Source organism: Lactococcus muris (assembly GCF_042849115.1).
In the GTDB taxonomy this organism is placed as follows: Bacteria; Bacillota; Bacilli; order Lactobacillales; family Streptococcaceae; genus Lactococcus; species Lactococcus muris.
The window spans coordinates 12,362-34,957 of sequence record NZ_BAAFQO010000013.1; the positions used below are offsets into that span (position 1 = coordinate 12,362).

Annotated in this window: 22 protein-coding genes, 8 tRNA genes, 1 rRNA gene and 1 pseudogene; 27 read left to right on the top strand and 5 right to left on the bottom strand. The window is 36.9% G+C overall.

What is annotated here, in order from left to right:
• Window positions 1–91: 91 nt before the first annotated feature.
• From pth to ACGHCK_RS08430, 18 genes are all read left to right on the top strand, one after another.
• Window positions 92–664, top strand: a complete 573-nt coding sequence (gene pth, locus ACGHCK_RS08340) for an aminoacyl-tRNA hydrolase (protein ID WP_251422203.1) — start codon at window positions 92–94, stop codon at window positions 662–664.
• Window positions 661–4,146 carry a transcription-repair coupling factor gene (mfd, locus tag ACGHCK_RS08345; protein WP_251422200.1) on the top strand — a complete coding sequence of 1,162 codons (3,486 nt, stop codon included), beginning with the start codon at window positions 661–663 and terminating at the stop codon, window positions 4,144–4,146. Before pth ends, mfd begins: the two co-directional genes overlap by 4 nt.
• A gap of 123 nt (window positions 4,147–4,269) precedes the next feature.
• The gene (locus ACGHCK_RS08350; RefSeq protein ID WP_202230110.1) at window positions 4,270–4,542 is read left to right on the top strand and encodes an RNA-binding S4 domain-containing protein; all 273 of its coding nucleotides are present in this window, start codon (window positions 4,270–4,272) and stop codon (window positions 4,540–4,542) included.
• A 27-nt stretch (window positions 4,543–4,569) separates the two neighbouring features.
• Window positions 4,570–4,941 (top strand): septum formation initiator family protein, encoded by a 372-nt coding sequence (locus ACGHCK_RS08355; RefSeq protein ID WP_202230109.1) that lies wholly within the window; start codon window positions 4,570–4,572, stop codon window positions 4,939–4,941.
• Window positions 4,938–5,219 (top strand): S1 RNA-binding domain-containing protein, encoded by a 282-nt coding sequence (locus ACGHCK_RS08360; RefSeq protein WP_251422197.1) that lies wholly within the window; start codon window positions 4,938–4,940, stop codon window positions 5,217–5,219. The genes ACGHCK_RS08355 and ACGHCK_RS08360 overlap by 4 nt, the downstream gene beginning before the upstream one ends.
• Before the next feature lie 186 nt (window positions 5,220–5,405).
• Window positions 5,406–6,707, top strand: coding sequence for a class A beta-lactamase-related serine hydrolase (locus ACGHCK_RS08365; protein WP_251422194.1), 1,302 nt, complete (start codon window positions 5,406–5,408; stop codon window positions 6,705–6,707).
• A complete protein-coding gene (gene tilS / locus ACGHCK_RS08370) occupies window positions 6,704–7,954 on the top strand; it encodes a tRNA lysidine(34) synthetase TilS (RefSeq protein WP_251422191.1) in 1,251 nt (416 codons plus the stop codon). Before ACGHCK_RS08365 ends, tilS begins: the two co-directional genes overlap by 4 nt.
• A complete protein-coding gene (gene hpt, locus ACGHCK_RS08375; protein ID WP_202230105.1) occupies window positions 7,947–8,501 on the top strand; it encodes a hypoxanthine phosphoribosyltransferase in 555 nt (184 codons plus the stop codon). Before tilS ends, hpt begins: the two co-directional genes overlap by 8 nt.
• A gap of 96 nt (window positions 8,502–8,597) precedes the next feature.
• On the top strand, window positions 8,598–10,637 hold the full coding sequence (ftsH, locus tag ACGHCK_RS08380; protein ID WP_202230104.1) for an ATP-dependent zinc metalloprotease FtsH: 2,040 nt from the start codon (window positions 8,598–8,600) through the stop codon (window positions 10,635–10,637).
• 416 nt (window positions 10,638–11,053) lie between these two features.
• Window positions 11,054–11,125: transfer RNA gene (locus tag ACGHCK_RS08385), tRNA-Glu, on the top strand.
• Between the two features lie 10 nt (window positions 11,126–11,135).
• Window positions 11,136–11,225: transfer RNA gene (locus ACGHCK_RS08390), tRNA-Ser, on the top strand.
• A 9-nt stretch (window positions 11,226–11,234) separates the two neighbouring features.
• Window positions 11,235–11,308: transfer RNA gene (locus ACGHCK_RS08395), tRNA-Met, on the top strand.
• Between the two features lie 16 nt (window positions 11,309–11,324).
• Window positions 11,325–11,397 (top strand) — tRNA-Phe (locus ACGHCK_RS08400).
• 3 nt (window positions 11,398–11,400) lie between these two features.
• A tRNA-Gly gene (locus ACGHCK_RS08405) sits at window positions 11,401–11,471 on the top strand.
• 41 nt (window positions 11,472–11,512) lie between these two features.
• Window positions 11,513–11,586, top strand: a tRNA-Ile gene (locus tag ACGHCK_RS08410).
• A 2-nt stretch (window positions 11,587–11,588) separates the two neighbouring features.
• A 5S ribosomal RNA gene (gene rrf / locus ACGHCK_RS08415) occupies window positions 11,589–11,704 on the top strand.
• Window positions 11,705–11,706: 2 nt separating this feature from the next.
• A tRNA-Asn gene (locus ACGHCK_RS08420) sits at window positions 11,707–11,780 on the top strand.
• Window positions 11,781–12,430: 650 nt separating this feature from the next.
• A tRNA-Lys gene (locus ACGHCK_RS08430) sits at window positions 12,431–12,503 on the top strand.
• 289 nt (window positions 12,504–12,792) lie between these two features.
• Here the strand turns inward: ACGHCK_RS08430 and ACGHCK_RS08435 are convergent.
• From ACGHCK_RS08435 to ACGHCK_RS08455, 5 genes and pseudogenes are all read right to left on the bottom strand, one after another.
• Entirely contained in the window at window positions 12,793–13,425 is a 633-nt protein-coding gene (locus ACGHCK_RS08435; RefSeq protein WP_251422188.1) for an ABC transporter ATP-binding protein, read from the bottom strand.
• A 270-nt stretch (window positions 13,426–13,695) separates the two neighbouring features.
• Entirely contained in the window at window positions 13,696–14,877 is a 1,182-nt protein-coding gene (locus ACGHCK_RS08440) for a tyrosine-type recombinase/integrase (RefSeq protein WP_251422184.1), read from the bottom strand.
• Between the two features lie 719 nt (window positions 14,878–15,596).
• Window positions 15,597–16,469 (bottom strand): KilA-N domain-containing protein, encoded by an 873-nt coding sequence (locus ACGHCK_RS08445; protein WP_271328099.1) that lies wholly within the window; start codon window positions 16,467–16,469, stop codon window positions 15,597–15,599.
• Between the two features lie 69 nt (window positions 16,470–16,538).
• Window positions 16,539–16,778: a hypothetical protein gene (locus ACGHCK_RS08450; protein WP_251422178.1), complete on the bottom strand. Its 240-nt coding sequence runs from the start codon at window positions 16,776–16,778 to the stop codon at window positions 16,539–16,541.
• 681 nt (window positions 16,779–17,459) lie between these two features.
• Window positions 17,460–17,645, bottom strand: a pseudogene (locus ACGHCK_RS08455) (helix-turn-helix domain-containing protein); the annotation flags it as partial.
• A gap of 262 nt (window positions 17,646–17,907) precedes the next feature.
• Between ACGHCK_RS08455 and ACGHCK_RS08460 the strand changes: the two are divergent.
• The 9 genes from ACGHCK_RS08460 to ACGHCK_RS08500 all read left to right on the top strand — a co-directional run bounded on the left by ACGHCK_RS08460 (window position 17,908) and on the right by ACGHCK_RS08500 (window position 22,459).
• A complete protein-coding gene (locus tag ACGHCK_RS08460) occupies window positions 17,908–18,105 on the top strand; it encodes a hypothetical protein (RefSeq protein ID WP_251422175.1) in 198 nt (65 codons plus the stop codon).
• A 75-nt stretch (window positions 18,106–18,180) separates the two neighbouring features.
• Window positions 18,181–18,870, top strand: coding sequence for a BRO-N domain-containing protein (locus ACGHCK_RS08465; RefSeq protein ID WP_251422172.1), 690 nt, complete (start codon window positions 18,181–18,183; stop codon window positions 18,868–18,870).
• Window positions 18,871–18,943: 73 nt separating this feature from the next.
• Window positions 18,944–19,123, top strand: coding sequence for a DUF1655 domain-containing protein (locus tag ACGHCK_RS08470; RefSeq protein WP_271328098.1), 180 nt, complete (start codon window positions 18,944–18,946; stop codon window positions 19,121–19,123).
• On the top strand, window positions 19,120–19,269 hold the full coding sequence (locus tag ACGHCK_RS08475) for a hypothetical protein (protein WP_251422169.1): 150 nt from the start codon (window positions 19,120–19,122) through the stop codon (window positions 19,267–19,269). The genes ACGHCK_RS08470 and ACGHCK_RS08475 overlap by 4 nt, the downstream gene beginning before the upstream one ends.
• On the top strand, window positions 19,266–19,535 hold the full coding sequence (locus ACGHCK_RS08480; RefSeq protein WP_251422166.1) for a transcriptional regulator: 270 nt from the start codon (window positions 19,266–19,268) through the stop codon (window positions 19,533–19,535). Before ACGHCK_RS08475 ends, ACGHCK_RS08480 begins: the two co-directional genes overlap by 4 nt.
• Before the next feature lie 203 nt (window positions 19,536–19,738).
• Window positions 19,739–19,930: a hypothetical protein gene (locus ACGHCK_RS08485; RefSeq protein WP_251422163.1), complete on the top strand. Its 192-nt coding sequence runs from the start codon at window positions 19,739–19,741 to the stop codon at window positions 19,928–19,930.
• Window positions 19,927–20,256: a hypothetical protein gene (locus ACGHCK_RS08490; protein WP_251422160.1), complete on the top strand. Its 330-nt coding sequence runs from the start codon at window positions 19,927–19,929 to the stop codon at window positions 20,254–20,256. Before ACGHCK_RS08485 ends, ACGHCK_RS08490 begins: the two co-directional genes overlap by 4 nt.
• On the top strand, window positions 20,253–21,026 hold the full coding sequence (locus ACGHCK_RS08495) for a bifunctional DNA primase/polymerase (protein ID WP_251422157.1): 774 nt from the start codon (window positions 20,253–20,255) through the stop codon (window positions 21,024–21,026). The genes ACGHCK_RS08490 and ACGHCK_RS08495 overlap by 4 nt, the downstream gene beginning before the upstream one ends.
• An 8-nt stretch (window positions 21,027–21,034) precedes the next feature.
• Window positions 21,035–22,459: a VapE domain-containing protein gene (locus ACGHCK_RS08500; protein ID WP_271328097.1), complete on the top strand. Its 1,425-nt coding sequence runs from the start codon at window positions 21,035–21,037 to the stop codon at window positions 22,457–22,459.
• Window positions 22,460–22,596 lie beyond the last annotated feature (137 nt).

Below are 22,596 nucleotides of genomic sequence, written 5' to 3' on the forward strand. Positions count from 1 at the left end.
TAAATCTATAAGCCAAAAAGTTTTACAATAACTAAAAAGAGCTGATTTGTATAAATCAGCCTTTTGCTATTTTTTGGAAAGAGGAGAAAAAATGACAAAAATGATTGTAGGGCTGGGAAATCCTGGCGACAAATATGAGAAAACAAAACATAACATGGGCTTTATGGCTGTTGATTTACTTGCAAAAGACTATGGTGTAAACTTTAGTTTGGAAAAAACCTTTATGGCCGAAGTTGCTTCTACTTTTGTTAACGGTGAAAAAGTTTTTTTAGTAAAACCGCAAACCTTTATGAATGAATCAGGACGCGCCATTCAACCTTTACTCACTTACTATAATCTGGATCCAGCAGATTTGACAGTCATTGTTGACGATATGGACTCAGCTGTCGGACGCGTGAGACTACGTCAAAAAGGTTCTTCCGGTGGTCAACGAGGTATTAAATCAACAATCACTCATCTAGGGACAGAACAATTCAATCGAGTAAAAATTGGGATTGGACGTCCAGAACACGGAAAAACAGTAGTTGCACATGTCTTATCTAAATTTGATAAAGAAAATGTAGAAATTGCACAGGATGGCATAAATAAGGCTGTAGATGCAGTGAAATTCTATATTGAATCAAATGATTTTTCTCAAGCAATGAATAAATTTAACGGACAATGAAAATAAACGAATTTTTTGATCAAAACCATGATTTACAGTCATGGCAGAGAAGTTTTGCAAAAGCAGAGCGTACGCTTTTAACCGGTCTCTCCGGAACTGCCCAGGCGATGGTTATGGCAAATGCTTATGAGAATAATCCGGATAAGTACGTGATTGTCACTGATAATCAATACCACGCCAATGAACTTTATGATGAACTGACTCATCTTGTTGAAGATGAGAAGGTTTACCAATTTTTTTCAGATGACAATGTTTATGCTGAGTTTGCGATAGCAAGTAAAGACCGGACAGCATATCGTCTTGAAGCTCTAAATTTCCTGCTTGATGCACAGCAAACAGGCTTTTTAGTTGTTCCTTTCATGGCTTTACGTTCGATCTTGCCCCAGCCTGATAATTTCCAAGAAAACTATCTTCTTCTAGCTCAAGGCGATGAGTTTGACATGGAAAACCTACTCGCTATTTTAACTAGCGCAGGTTATGAAAAGACACAGCGCGTGATGATGCCCGGAGAGTTTTCACACCGTGGCGACATCGTGGATATTTACCCACTCGATGCAGCCCAGCCTTTAAGGCTAGAATTTTTTGGCGATGAAGTAGATACGATTCGTTCTTTCGACAGTGAAACTCAACGTTCCCTCGAAAATATGGATCAGGTAGAAATATATCCAGCCAGCGACTTTATTTTAATGCCCTGGGAATTTGATCAAGGTGTAAAAAAATTAATCGCTCAACTAGAAAATATAACGGATCCTATAGCGCAATCTTACTTTGAAGAAGTTATTGCAGCAGCAGAAAATCATTACTATCATAAAGATTTGCGCAAGTTTGCAGAATATTTTTATGAAAAACCTGCCTCTCTTTTAAATTATTTTCCGAAAAATATTCAAATTTTCATTGATGATTTTCAGAAAATTAACGAAGCCAACAATAAAACAGAGCAAGAACTTGCAGAATTTATCGTTTCGGAAAAAAGTATGGGGCGCTCTTTTGAGGGGCAAAGCTATCTTTTGGATGTTATTTCTAAGTTACGTTCTCACAAACCAGCAAGTTTTTTCTCCAATTTTCAAAAAGGTTTAGGTAATATAAAGTTTGATGCTTTATATAATTTTAATCAACATTCAATGCAACAGTTTTTCGGACAAATGGAACTTTTTTATACAGAAGTTGACAGGTTTGTAAAGCAAGGGTTTACAGTTGTCCTAGCTGTATCTTCAGAGAAACTACGCACGGAGCTTCAAAAATTTGATTTAGATCTTCAGGTTGTATCTACTGAAGAAATTCAAAAAGGAAAAGTAAACCTTCTGAATTTAAGTCTTAATAATGGTTTTAATTTTATTGATGAGAAACTCGTTATTATTACCGAGTCAGAAATTTTTGGCAAAGCACGAAAGAAAAAAGCACGGCGCTTAAATATTACCAATGCGGAACGTCTAAAAGATTATAACGAGCTTGAAGTTGGCGATTACGTTGTCCATAAAAATCACGGGATTGGGAAATACTTAGGGATCCAAACTATTGAAGTATCAGGTATGCACCGTGATTATCTAACGATTCAATATCAAAATGGTGATACGATATCTGTTCCAGTAGACCATCTGAGTCTGTTAAGTAAATACTCGGCGGCAGAGGGAAAAACGCCCAAGATAAATAAGCTGAATGATGGACGTTGGCGTAGAACAATGTCTTCTGTAAGTAAGCAAGTTGAAGATATTTCTGAAGATTTAATCAAGCTTTATTCTGCGCGACAAGCTCTCAAAGGATATGCTTTTTCTCCTGATGATACAAATCAAGAAGAATTTGACAATGATTTTACTTATCCAGAAACTGCTGATCAGATACGTTCAATCAATGAAATAAAAAAAGACATGGAACTCGAACGGCCAATGGACAGACTCTTAGTAGGAGATGTGGGTTTTGGAAAAACAGAAGTTGCTATGAGAGCCGCCTTTAAAGCAATCAATGACAGTAAACAGGTGGCTGTGTTGGTACCAACCACCGTTTTAGCTGAACAGCATTTCAGTAACTTTATGGAACGCTTTGTAAACTTCGGTGTAAACATTGCTGTTCTGAGTCGTTTCCAAACCAAGTCACAGCAAAAGGAGATTTTAGATAAGTTAAAGAAGGGGCGTGTGGACTTAATCATTGGTACCCACCGCCTTTTATCCAAGGATGTCGAATTTCTTGACTTGGGCTTAATGATTATTGATGAGGAACAGCGTTTTGGTGTAAAACACAAAGAACGTTTGAAAGAGCTAAAAACACAGGTCGATGTACTGACCCTTACTGCAACGCCAATACCAAGGACGCTACATATGTCCATGTTAGGTATTCGTGATTTATCCGTCATTGAAACGCCTCCAACAAACCGTTATCCTGTCCAAACATATGTAATGGAAACCAATTATGGTGTTGTTCGTGATGCTATATTGAGGGAAATTTCACGTGGAGGGCAGGTTTACTATGTTCACAATCGTGTTGACAGTATTGAGCAAAAAGTTTCACAACTTGAAGAACTTATTCCTGAAGCAAGAATTGGATTTATTCATGGTCAGATGACAGAGATTCAACTGGAAAATACCTTGATGGATTTTATCAATGCTGAGTATGACGTTTTAGTTACGACAACGATTATTGAAACTGGAGTTGACATTCCGAATGCCAACACACTTTTTATTGAAAATGCGGATATGATGGGTTTGTCGCAACTCTATCAATTGCGTGGACGGGTTGGACGAAGCAGTCGGGTATCCTATGCTTATCTTATGTACAAACCAGAAAAGATTTTATCTGAGGTTTCAGAGAAGCGTTTAGAGGCTATAAAAGGTTTCACTGAACTTGGTTCAGGTTTTAAAATTGCCATGCGTGATCTTTCAATTCGAGGTGCAGGAAATTTACTTGGTGCAGAACAATCTGGATTTATTGACTCAGTTGGATTTGAACTTTATTCGCAACTTCTTGAAGAAGCTGTCCATAAACGTATGGGGGGAGATAAAGTTAAAGCGAAGACCAACGCAGAGATAATGCTAGGATTAGATGCCTTTATTCCAAGCTACTATATTAGAGATGAACGCCAAAAAATTGAGATTTATAAGCGTATTCGTCAAATAGATAGTCGCCAAAGCTATGAAGAACTCCAAGATGAAATGATCGATCGATTTGGTGAGTATCCAGATGAAGTTGCTTATCTTTTGGAGATTGGTTTGCTAAAAATATTTGCCGATAACGCTTTGGTGGAAAAAATTGAAAAGAATAAAACGATGCTTATTCTAAGCATGGCTAAATCAGCCAATACGATGTACATTCCTCAGGAATACTTTGAAGCTTTAGCTGAAACAGCTTTAAAAGCAAGTGTAGGTGAGAAGTCGGGGCAGATGACTTTCCAATTCAAAATTGATAATCGAAAGGATGTTGTGTTACTCCGCGAAATCATGAATTTTACAGAGAAACTCTCTGACCTGAGAGACAAGCACGAAAAGGAGTAGCGTTTCATATGAAACGGTCTTCTTTTTTATAGAAAAAGCGTCTTATTTCAAAGATTTAGGCTTTTATCAGAAATATTTTCAACTGATTTTCCAAAAGACTTGAAGTATGTTATAATAACCACTATGAGATTAGATAAATTTTTAAAAGTTTCTCGTCTGATAAAGCGCCGTCCTGTAGCTAAAGAGGTTGCGGATAAGGGCCGTATTAAAATCAATGGAAAAATAGCGAAATCTTCAAGTGATGTTAAGTTTGGTGATCTTATTGAAATTCGTTTTGGGAATAAGATTGTAGAAGTGAGTGTCTTGGAACTTAAAGAATTCACGCGTAAAGAAGATGCGGATAAAATGTACAAAATCCTTAGTGAAACGAGAGTCACGGCTGAAACTGAACTTTAATTTATACATATATTTTTCGGAGGAAAAATGGACAAGAAAATTATTCATTTGAAAAATGATTATAATAAGTCAAAAAGAATGGAAGAAGTCTCGCACCCCCTGCCTAAACGCAAACATTTAGGTATTATTTTGATTGGTGCTATGTTATTATTCAGCTTGGCAACCATTAGTGTGGTTCAATCTTATCAAAATTTGCAAAAACAAATTGAGATGGAGGCACAAGCTGAGCAAAAAAATGCGGCATTGGATCATGAACTTGCACTTAAAAGCTCAGACATGAACAAGCTTAAGGATTCATCATTTTTAGCAAAGTATGCGCGAGCAAAACTGGATAATTCACAAGCCAATGAGAAGGTTTTTAGTATTCCAGAAATGGTTAATGGTGGGATAGAACCTTGATTGGAAAAGTGAAATCAATCAGTAAATTTGGGCTTTTTGTCCTTTTTTCTGACAAAAAAACAGGCCTTTTACGATGGTCGAACATACCAAGAAGACAGGGTAAATACAAGGTAGGCGATCTTATAGGTGTAGAGATTTTGCAGGCGCGAGAAGATGGAAAATATGAACTTAAATTCATCGAAAAAGACTTTGAAGAGAGTTTTGGTCACTTTTTAGGAGAAGCTACAGATCGTCTCAAATCTTTGAAAACAAAAAATGAGTTTCTTAAAAGATTATAATTGCAGAAGGCGACAACTAGCCGAGAAACGTGCATATATTGTACATGTAGGGAAGTTTCATTGATTTTGTTTCTTACTTAGAGGAGAGGCTCCGTGCTTCTTTCATATTCCTCTTCTACAAAAATATGGAAGACTTAGATTTACAAAAGTAAGTGACGTATAAGATGATTGATAGGGTTATAGAGAATGCAAAAGTTGAAAAATAAATTTAACTTAGCTGTTTGGTTGGTGATGATTGTGATGATTATCCCAGCCTTTTTTGTCTTACCCCAAAAAAGTAAAGAGGGAAGTGCAGAGGCAAAAGTTAAAGAAGTAAAACAAAATCAAAGTTCTTATCATACTGAGATACCTTCTCGTGCCGTTACTTTAACCACAATCCCTGTTTACAAAGATGAAAATTTACAGCAAAAATCAGGTGAGCTCCCCGAGCAGAAACAACTGGATATTATCAAACTAAAAAATAATGTATTTGAACTGGCCAATCATACATATATCAAAGCAGATACAAAGAATATAGTTTCAGATACACTTTTGTCAAAACAGATAAAGAAGACAACGGTTTATACTGCTCAACGTTCAGAAGTTTATTATAATCCTTTTACAACATATGACAAAGAAGTTTACACCACTCTTCCTAAAGGGCAGCAGTTTAGTACAAATCAGATTGCAAAGACATATTGGGGAACCTATTATGAAGTGAACTTCAATGGCGGACAAACAGGATGGATTAATTCGGAAAATCTAAATCTAGAAAACCCCAAGATGCTTCAAGTACAAGACATGTTGCGCAAAAAATACAATGATTCAAAGTATTCTATTTATGTCAAACAATTGGATGATTCGTTTACAGTGGGTGTAAACCAAGATAAAAAAATGTACGCAGCAAGTTTATCAAAGCTTCCTATTCTTTATTGGACACAAAAGCGTTTAAATGAGGGGAAAGCAGCTTTAAATGATAATTTGCAGTACAATACGGCGATCAACACCTTTAAAGGTTCCTTTGAGGCAGGAGGTACCGGTATTTTACCGGTCATTGCTAATAACGCTAACTATTCATTATCTGAAATTATTGACCGTACAGCTAAAAACTCTGATAATGTCGGGAGTAATCTCTTGGCTTATTATGAGACAGGACAATTTTCTCCAGCATTTCGAAGTGGAATTGAAAGTATTGCAGGACAAGCATGGGATCCTGTTGAACGTGAAGCCTCTGCGGAAATGGTCGGAAGAATACTGGAAGCACTTTATAAGGAAGGCGGTTATTCTTTCAATGCTTTATTTGGCACTCAGTTTGATGATACAAAAATTCAGGCTGGAGTTCCTAAGAATGTTCGTGTGGCTCATAAAATAGGAGCAGCTGATGCCTATAATCACGATGCAGCGATTGTCTTTTCGAGTGAACCTTATATTTTAGTGGTTGAAACGAAAGGGGGAAGTGATGATGTCATTTCACAAATTTCAAAAGACGTTTATGAGGTGTTAAAATGAATGAATTTTTGAAACTTGTTCAAAAAAAGGAATTTTTCAACCATCATACACGCGTTCTGATTGCTTTGTCCGGCGGTAAAGATTCGATGACTCTTTTTAACTGGCTCTATGAATATCAGAAAGAACTAGAAATAGAACTATTTACAGCTCATGTAAACTATGGTTTACGGGATATAGCGAATTGGGAGGAAAAAGAGTTAAGACAAAAAATGCAAGCATTGGGTATTGAACTTGAAGTTGCGCATTATACAGAAGAACATTTTAGTGAAGAAGCAGGGCGTATCATGCGCTATGACTTCTTTAAAAAAGTGATGGAAGATAAAAAGTGTACTGCCTTAGTCACGGCTCATCATAAGGGAGATCAAGTTGAAACGATTTTGATGCGGCAAATTACTGGAAGACGTTTACGCCATTTGACAGGCATTCCAGAACGGCAAGTTTTTGGCCCTGGTGAGCTAATCCGCCCTCTTCTGACTTTTGATAAGACAGCTCTTGATGCTGAGGTATATTTTGAAGATGTGACGAACGCTGGTAATGATTATCTACGTAATCGCTTGCGTAATCAATATATACCAGCTTTAACGTCTGAAAATCCAAAGTTTTCAGATGCTGTTATAGACATGTCCAAAGAGATATCCCTAGCCCTTTCAGTTATCAAAGAGAAGATAATAGATTTAGGGATTATTCAGGATGAAATAGAAACTCAAATTTTTCTACAACAATCAAAAGCGCTTCGGTATTTTATTTTACAAGAATATTTGGAAAAATTTCCAGAATTACAGGTATCTAAACCTCAATTTGAAGAGCTTTTATGGCTTATCGAAAGACCACAACAATATCGTTCAGAAATGTCAAAAGATTATCTTTTTGTGAAAGATGAAAAAAATTTCATGATTCGTCCTAAGGCTATTTTCAAAGAAAAAGAGCTTGATATACGGGAAGATGATCCCAAAGATTCCACTTTTATGCGGGTAGATATCCCTCTGACGGGAGAAGTTAAGATACGTAAACGCCAGCCGGGAGATTATATTTTCATCAATGGGCATCATAAGAAACTTAGAAAATTTTTTATTGATCAACATGTTGCATTAGAAAAACGTGAAAACTTATTAATCCTAGTTGAAGACGATATATATGCAATCACTGATTTAACAATTTCAGATTTGAGTAAAGCCCTTAAAAATGATAAAATGAAAAGGACGCTGTGGGTGAAACCCATCATAAGAGAGGATATTGATAATGCTTGAAAAAGACATAAAAAAAATACTCATTTCAGAAGAAGAAATCCAGAGCAAAACGCTTGAACTTGGAAAAATTCTTGCTGATGAATATAAAGACAAGAATCCATTGCTTCTCGGTATTTTACGTGGATCAGTACCGTTTCTTGCGGAATTAGTTAAGCGTATGGATATTCCATTAGAAATGGACTTCATGACAGTTTCAAGCTATCACGGGGGGACAGAATCGTCAGGAGAGGTGAAACTATTGCTTGATGTGGCAACTCCTGTTACAGGTCGCGAGATTATTATTGTTGAAGATATCATCGATACAGGGCGCACCTTGAAATATCTTAAAGAACTTCTTGAACACCGTGGAGCAACGGTGAAAATTGTTACTCTTTTAGATAAACCTGAAGGACGTGTTGTTGAAATTGATGCAGACTACACTGGTTTCACAATTCCAAATGAATTTGTTGTCGGTTTTGGTCTTGACTTTGATAACCACTACCGCAACCTTCCTTATGTAGGAGTTTTAAAGGAAGAAGTTTATAGCAAACAAAAAAACTCATACTAAAGTATGAAAAATGCTTATGGTAAAACTTACCAATAGAAAAAGATGCGTAAGTATGCTATAACTAAGAGATAAAAAATAAAAGGCAAAGAAGGAAATATGAACAATCCAAATCCTAACAACAATAAAAACGGAGGCTTTATTAAAAGCACTCTAGGTTGGGTCTTGCTTGTAATCGTCATCGTTTTCGGTATTAATGCTTTCTTTGGTGGCAATCAGTCAAATGTTGATAAAATCAGCTACAGTGCACTGATGAGTGACATCAAAGACGGCAATATAAAATCACTGAAAATGCAGCCTAGCGATAGTCTGTTTACAGTTTCTGGCGAATACAAAGATCCTAAAACTGTGGAAGGGAACAATAACTTCCCATTTTTACCAGGAAACACTTCCAAAGTGACAAATTTCCAAGCACTCATCATCCCAACAGACAGTATCATCAAGGATATACAATCGGCGGCAGATGAAAATGGAATTAAAGTCAATGTTATTGCAGCATCAACAAGCGGTATGTGGATCCAAATCCTTTCATACATCTTGCCAATGCTTCTCATGGTCGGCTTTTTCTGGTTGATGATGGGTGGCATGGGCTCACGTGGTGGTGGCGGTGCCGGCAACCCAATGAGCTTTGGTAAATCACGAGCTAAACAACAAGATGCTAAAACTTCAAAAGTTCGCTTTGCAGACGTTGCAGGATCAGAAGAAGAAAAACAAGAGCTTGTTGAAGTTGTTGATTTCCTCAAAAATCCTAAAAAATACCATGATCTTGGTGCACGTATCCCTGCTGGTGTCCTTTTAGAGGGTCCTCCAGGTACAGGTAAAACTTTGCTTGCAAAAGCTGTTGCCGGTGAGGCTGGCGTACCTTTCTATTCTATTTCTGGTTCCGACTTTGTCGAAATGTTCGTCGGTGTTGGTGCCAGCCGTGTACGTGACCTTTTTGAAAATGCGAAGAAAACAGCACCGTCAATCATCTTTATTGATGAGATTGATGCCGTTGGTCGTCAACGTGGCGCTGGTCTTGGTGGCGGAAATGATGAACGTGAACAAACACTTAATCAACTTTTGGTTGAGATGGATGGTTTCCAAGACAATGAAAATTCTGTTATCGTTATCGCAGCAACGAACCGTTCAGATGTTCTAGACCCAGCCTTGCTTCGTCCAGGTCGTTTTGACCGTAAAGTTCTTGTCGGGGCGCCTGATGTTAAAGGACGTGAGGCTGTTCTTCGTGTCCATGCAAAAAATAAACCACTTGACTCAAGTGTTGACCTAAAAGTTGTCGCTCAACAAACTCCTGGTTTCGTTGGTGCTGACCTTGAAAATGTCCTTAATGAGGCTGCTCTTGTGGCTGCTCGTCGTGACAAAAAAGTTATCGATGCATCAGATATTGATGAGGCACAAGACCGTGTTATTGCGGGACCAGCTAAGAAAGATAAGAAGATTTCCGAACGTGAACGCGAAATGGTGGCTTACCATGAAGCAGGACACACAATCGTTGGTCTAGTTCTTTCAAATGCTAATACGGTTCATAAAGTTACAATCGTTCCGCGTGGTCGTGCTGGTGGTTACATGATTGCTCTTCCTAAAGAAGACCAATTCCTCCTCTCCAAAGAAGACATGCAAGAAAATCTTGCTGGACTCATGGGAGGACGTGCAGCTGAACAAATTATCTTTAATACCATCACAACGGGTGCTTCAAATGACTTTGAACAAGCGACTCGTATCGCACGTGGTATGGTCACTCAATATGGTATGTCAGAAAAACTGGGCACAATCAGTTATGAAGGCAGTCAAGCTGTATTTATTGGTCGTGATTATGGACAAACGAAAACCTATTCTGAAGCAACAGCACAAGCTATTGATGAAGAAATTCGTGCAATCACTAAGGAAGCTTATGATAAAGCTGTCGAAATCATTGAAGCACATCGTGAGCAACATAAAGCCATTGCTCTTGCACTTCTTAAATATGAAACATTGGATGCTAAACAAATCATGTCTCTTTATAAGACAGGTAAAATGCCAGATGATGTTATCGAACATGAAAGTGAGCCTGTAGAAGCAAAATCATTCGAGGAAGTCCTTGAAGATGCGAATAAAGCTCAAGAAGAAGTTGAAAATAAAGAAGATAAAACAGTCGAATAAGGCTGTTTTTTTTTGACTAAAAATACAAATATTCACACGGAAATTTCATGGCTTATGAGAAATCGTTCATTTTCTAGAAAGACACTTGTAAATGAAAGCGTTCGAGGTAGCTGTCCTTTTCTGTACTCTTTGTAACGACAGTGTCATATTTCCCATCACAAATAGTGTTATATCAAGCTTTACCAGGGGATTATTATAACTTTTTAATAAGCTATGGAATTTCCGTGAAATATTCAAGTTTTTCTTTGACAAAAATAAAAAATATGATATACTAATATAGTTGTCACTCGACGTACTTTGTCTATTCACGAATTAAGAAGAAAATATTTTGAAAAAACATAGTTTATTCTTGACATATTTTCAAATTATTGTATAATAGAAAAGTACTGTTCGAGAGGACAGCGCAATAGTAAGATGGTCCGTTGGTCAAGGGGTTAAGACACCGCCTTTTCACGGCGGTAACACGGGTTCGAATCCCGTACGGACTATTTTTTTTGTGGAGGATTACCCAAGTCCGGCTGAAGGGAACGGTCTTGAAAACCGTCAGGCGGGTAAAACCGTGCGTGGGTTCGAATCCCACATCCTCCTTTTTACTATCGCGGGATGGAGCAGCTAGGTAGCTCGTCGGGCTCATAACCCGAAGGTCGTAGGTTCAAATCCTGCTCCCGCAATTTATGAATCACATTTGGCTCGGTAGCTCAGTTGGTAGAGCAATGGATTGAAGCTCCATGTGTCGGCGGTTCGATTCCGTCTCGCGCCATTTGCGGGTGTAGTTTAGTGGTAAAACCTCAGCCTTCCAAGCTGATGTTGTGAGTTCGATTCTCATCACCCGCTTTATTTTTTATGAGAATTCATAGAAAGTTTTTTAAATATAAGGGAGCATAGCTCAGTTGGTTAGAGCACTGTGTTGATAACGCAGGGGTCCGAGGTTCAAATCCTCGTGTTCCCATATTTGGTATTGATTGCATAGGAGATACACCTGTTCCCATGTCGAACACAGAAGTTAAGTCCTATAACGCCGGAAGTAGTTAGGGGTTGCCCCTTGTGAGATAAGGTAAATGCCAAGTATTGCGGATTAGCTCAGTTGGTAGTAGCGCATGACTGTTAATCATGATGTCGTCAGTTCGAGTCTGACATCCGCAGTTTGAGGACAATCTAAGGGTTGTCTTTTTTGTTTTGTTGTGAAACTATGAAACCGCTAACTCTTTCACTTGAAAAAGAATGTAGAACATGTTAGTATATGTATATAGAAAAGCACTGGAATGTGCGAGCTTATTCATTTTTTTGACCGACTATATTTGTATTGCATAGGGGTTCAAGAGACATTCGATAGCGTTAAGACTCTGAATTGAGTAGGAGCAGCTGATTCGAAGCGAGAACACCCACCTGGCTTCTTGGCGGGTTCAATACTAGAGTAAGCATACGGCATTCAATCAGTGTTTTTTATTGTGGTTTTATCACAAGTTTGGCAGTCATAAAAAGAGATAATTCTTATCTGGCTTGAAAGCTCCTAGAAGCCTCATATGGGCTTTTTACAGCGAGGATGAACAGTTTGATGTATAATAAATAATGAGGGGCTAAAACAGTCTAATATGGAGTTTCTTGCTATCATAAAAATAAATACCAGATTATGACGAATAAATATGTTTTCTGCAAAAAACTTTATAAATCGGTGATGAGGCTCAAAAATATTTTAGAAAATCATGCAGTTTTTTATTAAAAGATATACAAAAATTCTTGCATTTTTTGCTGAAAGTGCTATACTAGAAAAGTAAGTTGTTATATGTGAATAAGCCTCCTTAGCTCAGTTGGTAGAGCAGTAGACTCTTAATCTATGGGTCGCAGGTTCGAGCCCTGCAGGGGGCATATCAAAATAGCCTAGCCACTATGGTTAAGCTATTTATTTTTGTGCTTAGTAATTAAAATTCTTGTAGTCATTTCATGTTGCTTTATTTTTTTTAGCATTTCTTTTAGTTCATTCTTGTATGTATCAATGGTATGCTGAAATATTTTTGCGTCGCATATTTTTATCAATGACTGCAATGCCTAGACCTTTTCTAAATTTATCTCATACGATTTTATTTTCTTGTATAGTTAAATCTTACTTGGATTTTCTAGCTTTTCTATTTATTTTATAACTCTCAACCATTGTCTTCTAAGCAATATTAATTATCAGATCACATTCTTCTTTGATAGAAGGATCATGTGTGACGATGAGGACAGTTTTTCCTTTTTTCACTTCGTCTTTTAATAAGTCAACGACTTTCTTTTTATTGTCTGGGTCAAGAGAACCGGTCGGCTCATCTGCTAAGATAAGTTTACTCTCTTTTAATAAAGCTCTGGCCAGTGATACGCGCTGTTTTTCTCCACCAGAAAGATGATAAACTTTTGTATTTAGCGGACGATTAATCTGGACTTGTCTTAAAATGGTCTTCATCTTTCGACGTTTCTCTTTTTTAGAAAGTCTTACGTAGATCAAGGAGACGTTTAAGTTTTTTTCGATACTCTCATCTTCAATCAGAGCAAAGTTTTGAAAGAGGTAAGAAATATGGTGACGGAGAAGTTTCAAGGCACGAGGACTGTTATATGCTGGCGCAAAGCTACCATCAAAATAATATTCACCATCATAATAATCCTCAATTAGTCCGATAATATTTAAAAGAGTAGACTTTCCAGCGCCACTCGGACCATAAATACCCACCATCTTTCCACTTGGGATTTCGAGGTGAAAGTTATCGAATATTTTATGTCCCTTGTAGCTTTTTTCAAGATTTTTAATTTTTATCATGTTATTCTCCCTTTAATGCATCCAGTAGTAAACCTTTTCTTCCAGATTTGACGTCGGATTGATTTTCGGATTATTTTAATAAGTGGTATTCTCCTAAAGGGGTGTCATTTTTATCCTGCTGGGCTATCGTTCAATTCCCTTGACAAAACTATCCTGCAGATTTTACAATATAAGAATGAAGAGTAAAACTCTTTATATCCCTTATTTTAATAGGGTTATACCATTTTTATTTTAAGTTAACTACGCTTTTAACTACGTTCACTAAAAAAATCAAAGAGCTTTTAAGATATTGCTGAATTTCTCTGCAGTATCTTTTTCTTTGTGTTTAGCAAGGTGGCTATAAGTATTCATGGTTATACCATAATCAGAATGACCAAGCCTGTGCTGTATCTCTTTAGGGTTGACATCATTATTCATCAAAAGGCTTGCATGAGTGTGCCTAAAGCCATGAAAACCTATATTAGGAACATCAGCTTTCTTAAAATGCTTGATTAAAGTTTCTCTTTCGGTTGAGTAGTATTTCATTATTTGACGATATGAAAATACTAAACAATCGCGTAAAGGAATTGCACCGTCATTTTGTTTAATCTGCCACTTTTTCAACATTTGGAGCGTATCGATATCTAAAAATACAGTGCGGTTACTTCCTTTTGTCTTAGCACTATTTTGAGCCATGTTACTTTTTTGTATCAGTGTTTTAGATACAACGAGGCATTGATCTTTAAAATTAATATCAGACCAAGAGAGAACTAATGCTTCGCCAACACGTAATCCAGTCGCAAGCAGTAACTTGTATAAAGTAATAATCCTTTGGTTTTCTGCAGTTAATTCTAAGTTATCCAGGTACTTTAAAAATTTCTTAAGTTCACCATTATCAAAGTACTTAATCTTTTGAGAGGTTCTTACTTTTAGTTTTGGTGGTATAACTTGTTTAGCTGGGTTGCTATCTATCGCCCCTAGCTGAATAGCATAGTCTAGTATACGCTTGATGTAGTTAAGTAATAACTTATAATCTTTAGAGTTGCCTTTACCACGTCGTCCGTTGGTTATAGTTGCTGTATTTGCATTCTTAGCCCATTTATTGACTATTCCTTGAAGTAATACGGTATTTATCTTATCCAGCTTATATGAGCCGAGAGCAGGCAATATATAGACTCTCAAAAGGTTATTACCAACTCTTATGGAGTTCTCTTTAACAGTCAATTTGTAGCTATCGAACCAACTTAAAGCCAGCTCCTCAAAGTCTTTAAATACTACTCTTTCTCTTGCTACTGTACAGCCATTTTTGTTAAACTTATTTATAGCTTGGTTGGCTTTGATTTCACATTGTTTGCGAGTTTTAGCCGTGGCAGTTGTACGCACTTGTTTACCTGTCAGACTATCAACACCAAGATAAACACTAGCGCGGTACATGACTGTACCGTCTTTTTTTGTGATTTCTTTTATATTCATGTTCGTATCTCCTGTTCTATTGTCAGGCAAGGCAAAGTTAAGAGAATTTGAACATGATAATGTATTGAGGTACATTGTTAGTTTTGTATCACGCGCTCACTGTGCTTATTTGTGATTAAAGGAGGTTATTAGTGCTATCAGCAAAGCAGACAAAAGCCGTCGCTTTGCTGTTTGACGGCAATACTCAAAGAAAAGTAGCCACAAGGGGACACATAAAAATATGACTGAAGCCATTAAAATAATTTGTATTGAAGAATTAGCATCAGCTTTTAACGTGGTTCAGTATTGCACGCAAGACGCGGGGCAGACACGCGCTTTTATGAGCATTACAGAGCGCGTGAGGTTGGTGTACTTGATTATATTATGGCTAGGTAAAAAGTTACTCCTCCTATTTCCGCTATGGATTTGAGCCATAACGGATTAAGTAAGGTCTGTTTGTCCGACCTTAAGACTGCACCGGCACGTTATAGATTAGCACTATTAAAGTTCTAAACTCAAAAGGTACGACCAGTTAACATCACATCCTTGAGCAACTATTTCGCCTTTTTCTTATAAATATGTCAACCTTTGGCGTCGATTAAATTGCTAGAATTAGGCAAGGTATTTAGGGAGATTTTGGGGAGGTATTTCGGACTTGTCGGACGCATTAAAAAGAGCAGGTCATCAAATTTAAGATTTACAACGATATTTTCGGTTTTGCCACTTGTGGCAGAAAGTTATCAGTTCAATAAATTATTTTCTTGTTTATCTGAAACATCTTTGATTCGTCCTACAGCTTTATTCCCCGTAAGAGTTTCCAATTGCTTAACAGCTAGATGCCTTAATGTTTGTAATCTTTCCGACTGTCCTAATCCTTGCTCAATTAATAACGCGTTACTATTTTGTAAGTTTACCATAATAATATTTTGCTCAATGGTAGCATAATCACGTTGATTTCCATGTTTGGCTTTGTCTGGAAATTTCTCTTTGAATTCTCTTGCAGTCATACCAAACAAAGCAACATTCAATAAGTCAGCCTCATCAGCATAGATATATCCAACTTGCTTTCTAGACAGTTCCTTAGGTATTAAAAATTCTTTAATTGCATCAGTATGTAATGAATAAGTGGCTTTGGAAATTTCACGTTTAACGTTCCACTCAATTTGAGTAGAGTAACTTTCGCTTTGTTTGAGTCTTTGAAACTCTTTAATAACATATAGTTTAAACTCAGCAGAAAGCCATGAAGCAAACTCTAAAGCAATATCTGAATGAGCATAAGTACCGCCATATCGTCCAGATTTAGATTGAATACCAATAGCATTTGTATTCTTTATCCATTGTTGCGGACTTAGAGTAAAGGCGTTTGTTCCAGCATTATTTTTAAACTGGTCGAATTCGACCAGTTTAAAATTATTATTGTTTAGCTGTTCCCATACTCCAAGGAATTCGATAGTATCTTTTCTACGTAACCAGTTCTTTATTACATCGGCAGGAGATTCGGCATTTTTATATTTGGCCAAATCAGTTAAACTGATGTAATCTTGATTATCATGGGTTAAAATATCTATTTCAACTCCATTAACATCGATTTTATTTTTAATATCTTTTGACATAATTTTCCTTTCACGCGCCCAGGCGCTTTTTGTTTTGTATTTTTAAAACTATATCCTTGATCTATGACTCTATCTATTACTTGTACGGTTATATAAAAAATATGTGATTAACATAATAATAAAAAACGGTACAGTTACTATAAGAGATAGACCAGCAGGAATAAGTAAGATGATAATAATATCCCCAAAGCCATTTTCACTACCTAAAGGATGTAACATAGCGAGCAACCACACTAACAAAGGGGACAGAATAATAATCGCTAAATTAAAAAGTAAAAGTACGGCGCTTAATGTAAAAATTTTCTTCATTTTTTTATTTTTCTTTGTTTGCTAGAGTAAGAATTTAAAAGTCAAAGCAAGATAATCTCGTTTACCCCAACAATTAGCTCACGCTTGAGGTGGGACGTTTATCGCGTTTAAATTCTAGAGTCCATCATATTCATTAAAGCTTAAATCTCTATTCACTCTTTTTACGGCTAAGTACTCAGCGTAACTTAAAAGTTCGTCTTGGCTTTTTTCTGATAAGTTAGAAAAAATATTGAAAATATTAGTGATTTGAGAGAGTTGTTTTGAATCCAAAGAACTCAAAACATTCTGAACCCATGCAGGATTATTTAACATGGTTGTATTTTTGTGGGGTAAATCATTCTTGGTTTCTTGATTCCATTCTCTATTAAATGCCTCGGCTTTTGCATGGCCAACTATTTCAACAGGAAATCCAAAACCAATTAACTCGGCAACCAAATAAAACTCTACTTGCAATGACAAGTCTGTGTCATGACTATATTTTTCAAATAGGCTATCTGAATGTTCTTCCGCTGTTTTGATTAAGTTTTTAATTTGAAGATTTAGCTCTTTACTTGCTTTTGCTTCATCATAATTTACTGTAATAGATAAGTCTATTGCTTTTTTCTGATTACTTGAGAAATTATATCTTCTTTTTACCTCAATAGTAAAAGGGACATCTTCAATTATAAAGTCAGGAGTATTACGCCCTAATAAGTAATCGACAGAAACACCGAAATAATCAGCAATCAGAGAGAGTTTGTCGGCTTTAGGTTGCTGTTTTTTCAAAGTATAGAAATAATTTTCCCCAAACCCTAGGTCTGCGGATACTTTTTGGAGTGATTTCCCTTGCTTATCGGCAAGTTTTTTTATTCTCTCAAATATAGTCATATCAAGCCCTTTCATGATACAATAAAAACATTTTCTACTTTTTTGGATAGAAACACTTGACTTGTTTTATCTAATAGAGTAGAATTGATTTTGTTAAGACATTTAATAAATATTGCACCGACAAATTTTCGACTAGCTCCCCAGCAGGTTTATAAATTTGATCGTTGTGGTTTTTATTGCACTTACATTTTACTCTTTTGGATAGAAAAAGTCAATAAAGAATATTTAAGAGTGTAAAATCCAAAAAGAAAGAAGGTATCAAATGCCCCAATTAACCCCAGAAATGAAGCGAGCTTTACGCCGTGTACAGGCTGATAAGTTCATGACTAAAAAAGACCTAGCTAACGTGCTAGGCGTAACCGAAAAGACTGCTCAAAGTCTAACACGAGATAATGAACCGCAAGAGGTCAAAAATAAAGTATTCACTGCGGTTGTATCTGTAATTGCTGAGAACTACTAATTACAGCCCAGCAGGCTATAAGCGCTATGTCCGAACAGAGAACCACGCGCGTGATTGTGCTAGAAATGAGGAAAAATGAACTTAATTAAAGTCAATCAAGAACTATTTAATGGTATTACTTGTGATGTTTGGCGAAACGATAATCATGAAATTTTTATGACTACTGAACAACTCGCTCAATGTATTGGATATCAAACTAGATATGGTATTACAAAACTAGTACAGAAAAATAAGTATCTCAAAAACAGAGAATTTTCAGTTAGTGCCAAATTGACAGCAACTGACGGCAAACAATACGATACCCGCTTATTCACGTTTGAAGGAATTAAGGAAATATTATTTCTTGCTCCAAAAAGTGAAACAGCTAGAAAGTTCCGTGAATGGACACGAAATGTACTTAATGCTTATTACAAGGGCGAGCTAGTCAAAGCTAAGGAAATGGCAAAAGCTACTGGAACTAGACGTACTCTGGCAGAAGCAATCAATGAAAGTCCACACTTTGAACAAAAGTATCACATTATTTTCTCTAATCTTCTCGCTAAATTAGTAAGCAATGGCAAATATAACAGCGTTGTAGGTATGAGAAAAGCCCTAGGAAGACCTAAGGCAAAGTTAAAACAAATGTTGGACAGTCCCGAAGACTTGCAGAATTTACAGAAATATGAAACCAGCATTACTCACTTACTCGATTTAGGATTTGATTATCATGAAATTGCTGAATTTTTGACAAAAGAAAATCGGTCAACCACCACAGAAGCCGATTAATTTAGATTTAGCATGAACTCACGCGCCAACGTGCTTTCATGCTCTTATTTTACCACAATGGGAGAATTTTACAATGACACAATTTATAAACATAGACGAAGCGAAAATATTATTCACTCAGTGCTTATCTAAAGCCCGCCACCATATCGAAGTGGACGACAACACAGACAAGCTGTTTGATGGTCGTAGCATAATTATATTTACATTTATGGGCGATTGTTACCAAGTCGAATGCATCGGAGGTGTGAAATGAAATTTAAGACAATGGAAGTATACACAGCACCGCTTTCTGTTTGGTGGATGAGACCGACACACCCGCTTTTTAAGTATGTTATGGCAGTCAATCCCGATAAGCGCCCACAGTTCAAGTACAAACTTGTAAAAGGCGGTGTTTCATGAGCACACAACACGATCCTTTAACTGCATTGGTGGCGCGTGGCTTAGTTGATGAAGTAAGTCAAAAGCTAAATGAGAGCCTAGACCTACAAAGACAACTGCTGAAGCGTGAAAGCAAGACAGGAGAGATCAGACAAAGTGAACTACTCGAAGATTTAGGTATATCCCCCAATACTTTGGCGAAATGGGAAAATAACGGACTAAATCGCATTGTAAGAGGTGGTTCAATCTTCTATCTTTTAGAAGAATTACACCGATTTAATTATTAACTTTAACAGGCAAGGCAAAGTTAAGAGAATTTGAACACAAAAAGTAAGTATAGAAAACACACGGCAAAAACTATCGTATTATGGCAAATTTGGCGATTGTCATTGTTAGGCGATAAATAATACTAGATACAGTTTAGAAATCTGTATAAGTTCATCTCATGGACTTGTACGGAGTAGAAATCGAAATTAAGAGGTAACTCAACATGAATATGGCAGACGAAGAAATTAAAGATATAAAAAAGTTGTTTTTTAAGACATTAACATCTATGAAAAAACGAACAACTTTCACAGAAGGCACGTACGAAGCCATGAATAGGACGGCTGATGAATTTACGAATGCTTTATATGCAAAGATTGATGAGATTTGGGAACGAAACGCGGAGGTAAAACAATGAAATTAAAAGACTTTCCAAAGACAGACCAGAATATTATCTCGGCTATGAAGGCACATATTGGCATTGATAGAGCCATTAAACTTAATACCTTAGCCCAACAACTTGGACTTACAGAGCGGGGCTTACAATTAAGAATTGAGGTATTGCAAAGTATGGGGTGCGCCATTGGCTCAATTGATAACGGATATTTTATCCCAGTTGATGAAGCAGAGCGTACTGCAGGAATTACGAAAAAGGAACAAACAGGTTTCTCTATTCAAAAAGCAGTCATGGGCTATAGAATGGCAAGTTTGGATTGGCTCGAGGAATTAGAGGGCAATGTATGACAGAAGCTAAAACTATGAAAGACTGGGCACTCTTTTACCATGATAAAGGGTTAAACGTGATCCCTATATCCACATCAAAGAATAAAACACCACTTGTTAAGTTTAAAGACAAGTACTTCAGCCGAGAGGAAGTTATTCAAATGTGGACGAAATACCCGACTGCAAATATTGCCATCACAACGGACAAGCTCTTTGTTATTGATATTGATGTAGGACACAGCGAGGGGGTAAATGGTTATGATTCCATAGAAAAATATCCAAATAAGCATTTACTTCCTCCAACACTTGAAGCAAAGACTGCAAGCGGTGGGAAACATCTAATTTATCTGAAACGTGAAGATATGAAAATACAACAAATCATAGGTTGGTTGCCTGGTGTGGATGTCAAGGCTTCTAAAAATAACTATTTCTTAGTCGCGCCAAGTAAGACAGATAAAGGCGCTTATGAATGGCTCAATCAAACACCTATAGCCACCGCGCCTATGCAGTTAGTATCGGACATCATGGAGGGCAAAGGCTATGACAAGAGCAACTGGAGAGCTAAAAACGACTTTAGCAAGACCTACGCTTCCCAAATGTGGGAACTCTTTATAAAGGGAGCTCCTGAAGGTGCGAGAAACCACAGCACAAACAAGCTTTTGCACTATTGGCGAAAGGTAGGGATAGAACCTAAAAGTTGTGCAGATTTGATAAATATATTCAATAATCACAATACCCCACCACTTAATGAAGATGAAATCAAGACTATTTGGCGAAGTGTTTGGAGATAGGAGACAGTTTGGAAGAAAATAAAGAAAAAGTTCAAACCATAGATTTAAGTGCAGAAATACTTGAAGCTGACGAACTAAAGAAAAAGCATCCACCCGCGCAACAAGGAACGGTTCAATACGTCATTGAAAATTTGTTAGACTTGACCGAAAAAGATACAGTCAAGATAAATATTAGAAATTTAGCTACCATCTTACGGAATGACCCCGCATTAAAGAATAGTCTAGCTTATAATGAATTTACTTATGATATTGAACTGACTCAATCGATTAAAGTCGGGGCTGTGCATTTTCAAAAGGGAAAAATTGACGATAGTTTCACAAAAGCAGTAATTTTATATATTGCTGAGAATTATTATGTTGACTTTAAAAAGCATATCTTACAAGATACATTAGAAACCGTGTCACGAGAAAGGAGTTACAATCCTCTTAAAGACTATTTGAATAATTGTTACCAGAAATATGACGGCAAGAGTGACCCACTGACAATTATTAGCGATTACCTAGGAGTTGAAGAAACCGAGTATACACGTCTTGTTACCGATATATTCTTCCGTGGGGCGGTGGCTAAAGTTTTTAACCCTCATGAAAAATTTGATTTTGTACTGGATTTAGTCGGAGACCAAGGTACAGGGAAAACTGATTTTCTGACACGAGTTTTCAATCCTTACTATACTGACGGCTTCTATACATTTCATGAAAAGGATGACTTTGCACTCATGGTAAAGAGCTGGCTAGCAAATGATGATGAAATGACAGCAAGCAAAAAATCACTTTTCGAGAAAACAAAGAAATTCATCACACAGATTGAAATAGAGTTCCGTCCTCCCTATGCTGCAAAAACAATTAAAGTCATGAAAAATTTTGTAATTGCACGTACGACCAACAATTTACAGCATTTACGAGACAGTACAGGCGACCGCCGTTTTCTCCCTATACTTGTCAAGCGATCAATCAGTTATAAAAAGAAATTTTCTGAACTGACTACAGAAGCACTTGAGCAATTTTGGGGTGGTATGGTAGCGCGATATAAAGAGAACCCAAGTTTTGACTTAAGCAGTGAGCAACTCGAACTTATTGAGTCTAACCGCGACAATTTCAAAGCTTCCAATGAAGTGACCGAAACCTTAGACGAGTACACATCTATCCTTTTGCCGAAAGGTTTTCACGGTTGGGAGCAATGGGATAGGCATGATTATATCCAGCAAGTATTAATCCGTGGGGTTGCCTATAAAGATAGAGAGAAGGCAGAGCAAATCGTCGGTACAGAAAAACGTGACCGCATCAACATCAAAGATGTAAAACACGAAGCTTTTCCAGACATTAAAGACTCAAAGCTAGATAATGCTATCCGTCTTTATTATTCTTCCCATGGCTGGGAGTACAAGAAAAATATAAAGTTTGGTGAACGAGTTACAAGCGGATATTTGCGATAATTCCTACTTTTTATCATTTCTTCCCACCACTGTAAAACCAGTAAACGCAAGGGGTTACGTGCTATTAGTAGGAAAGTAGTAATAATTATATATATATTAATATACTAAAATACCAAAATATACCTTATATATAGAGA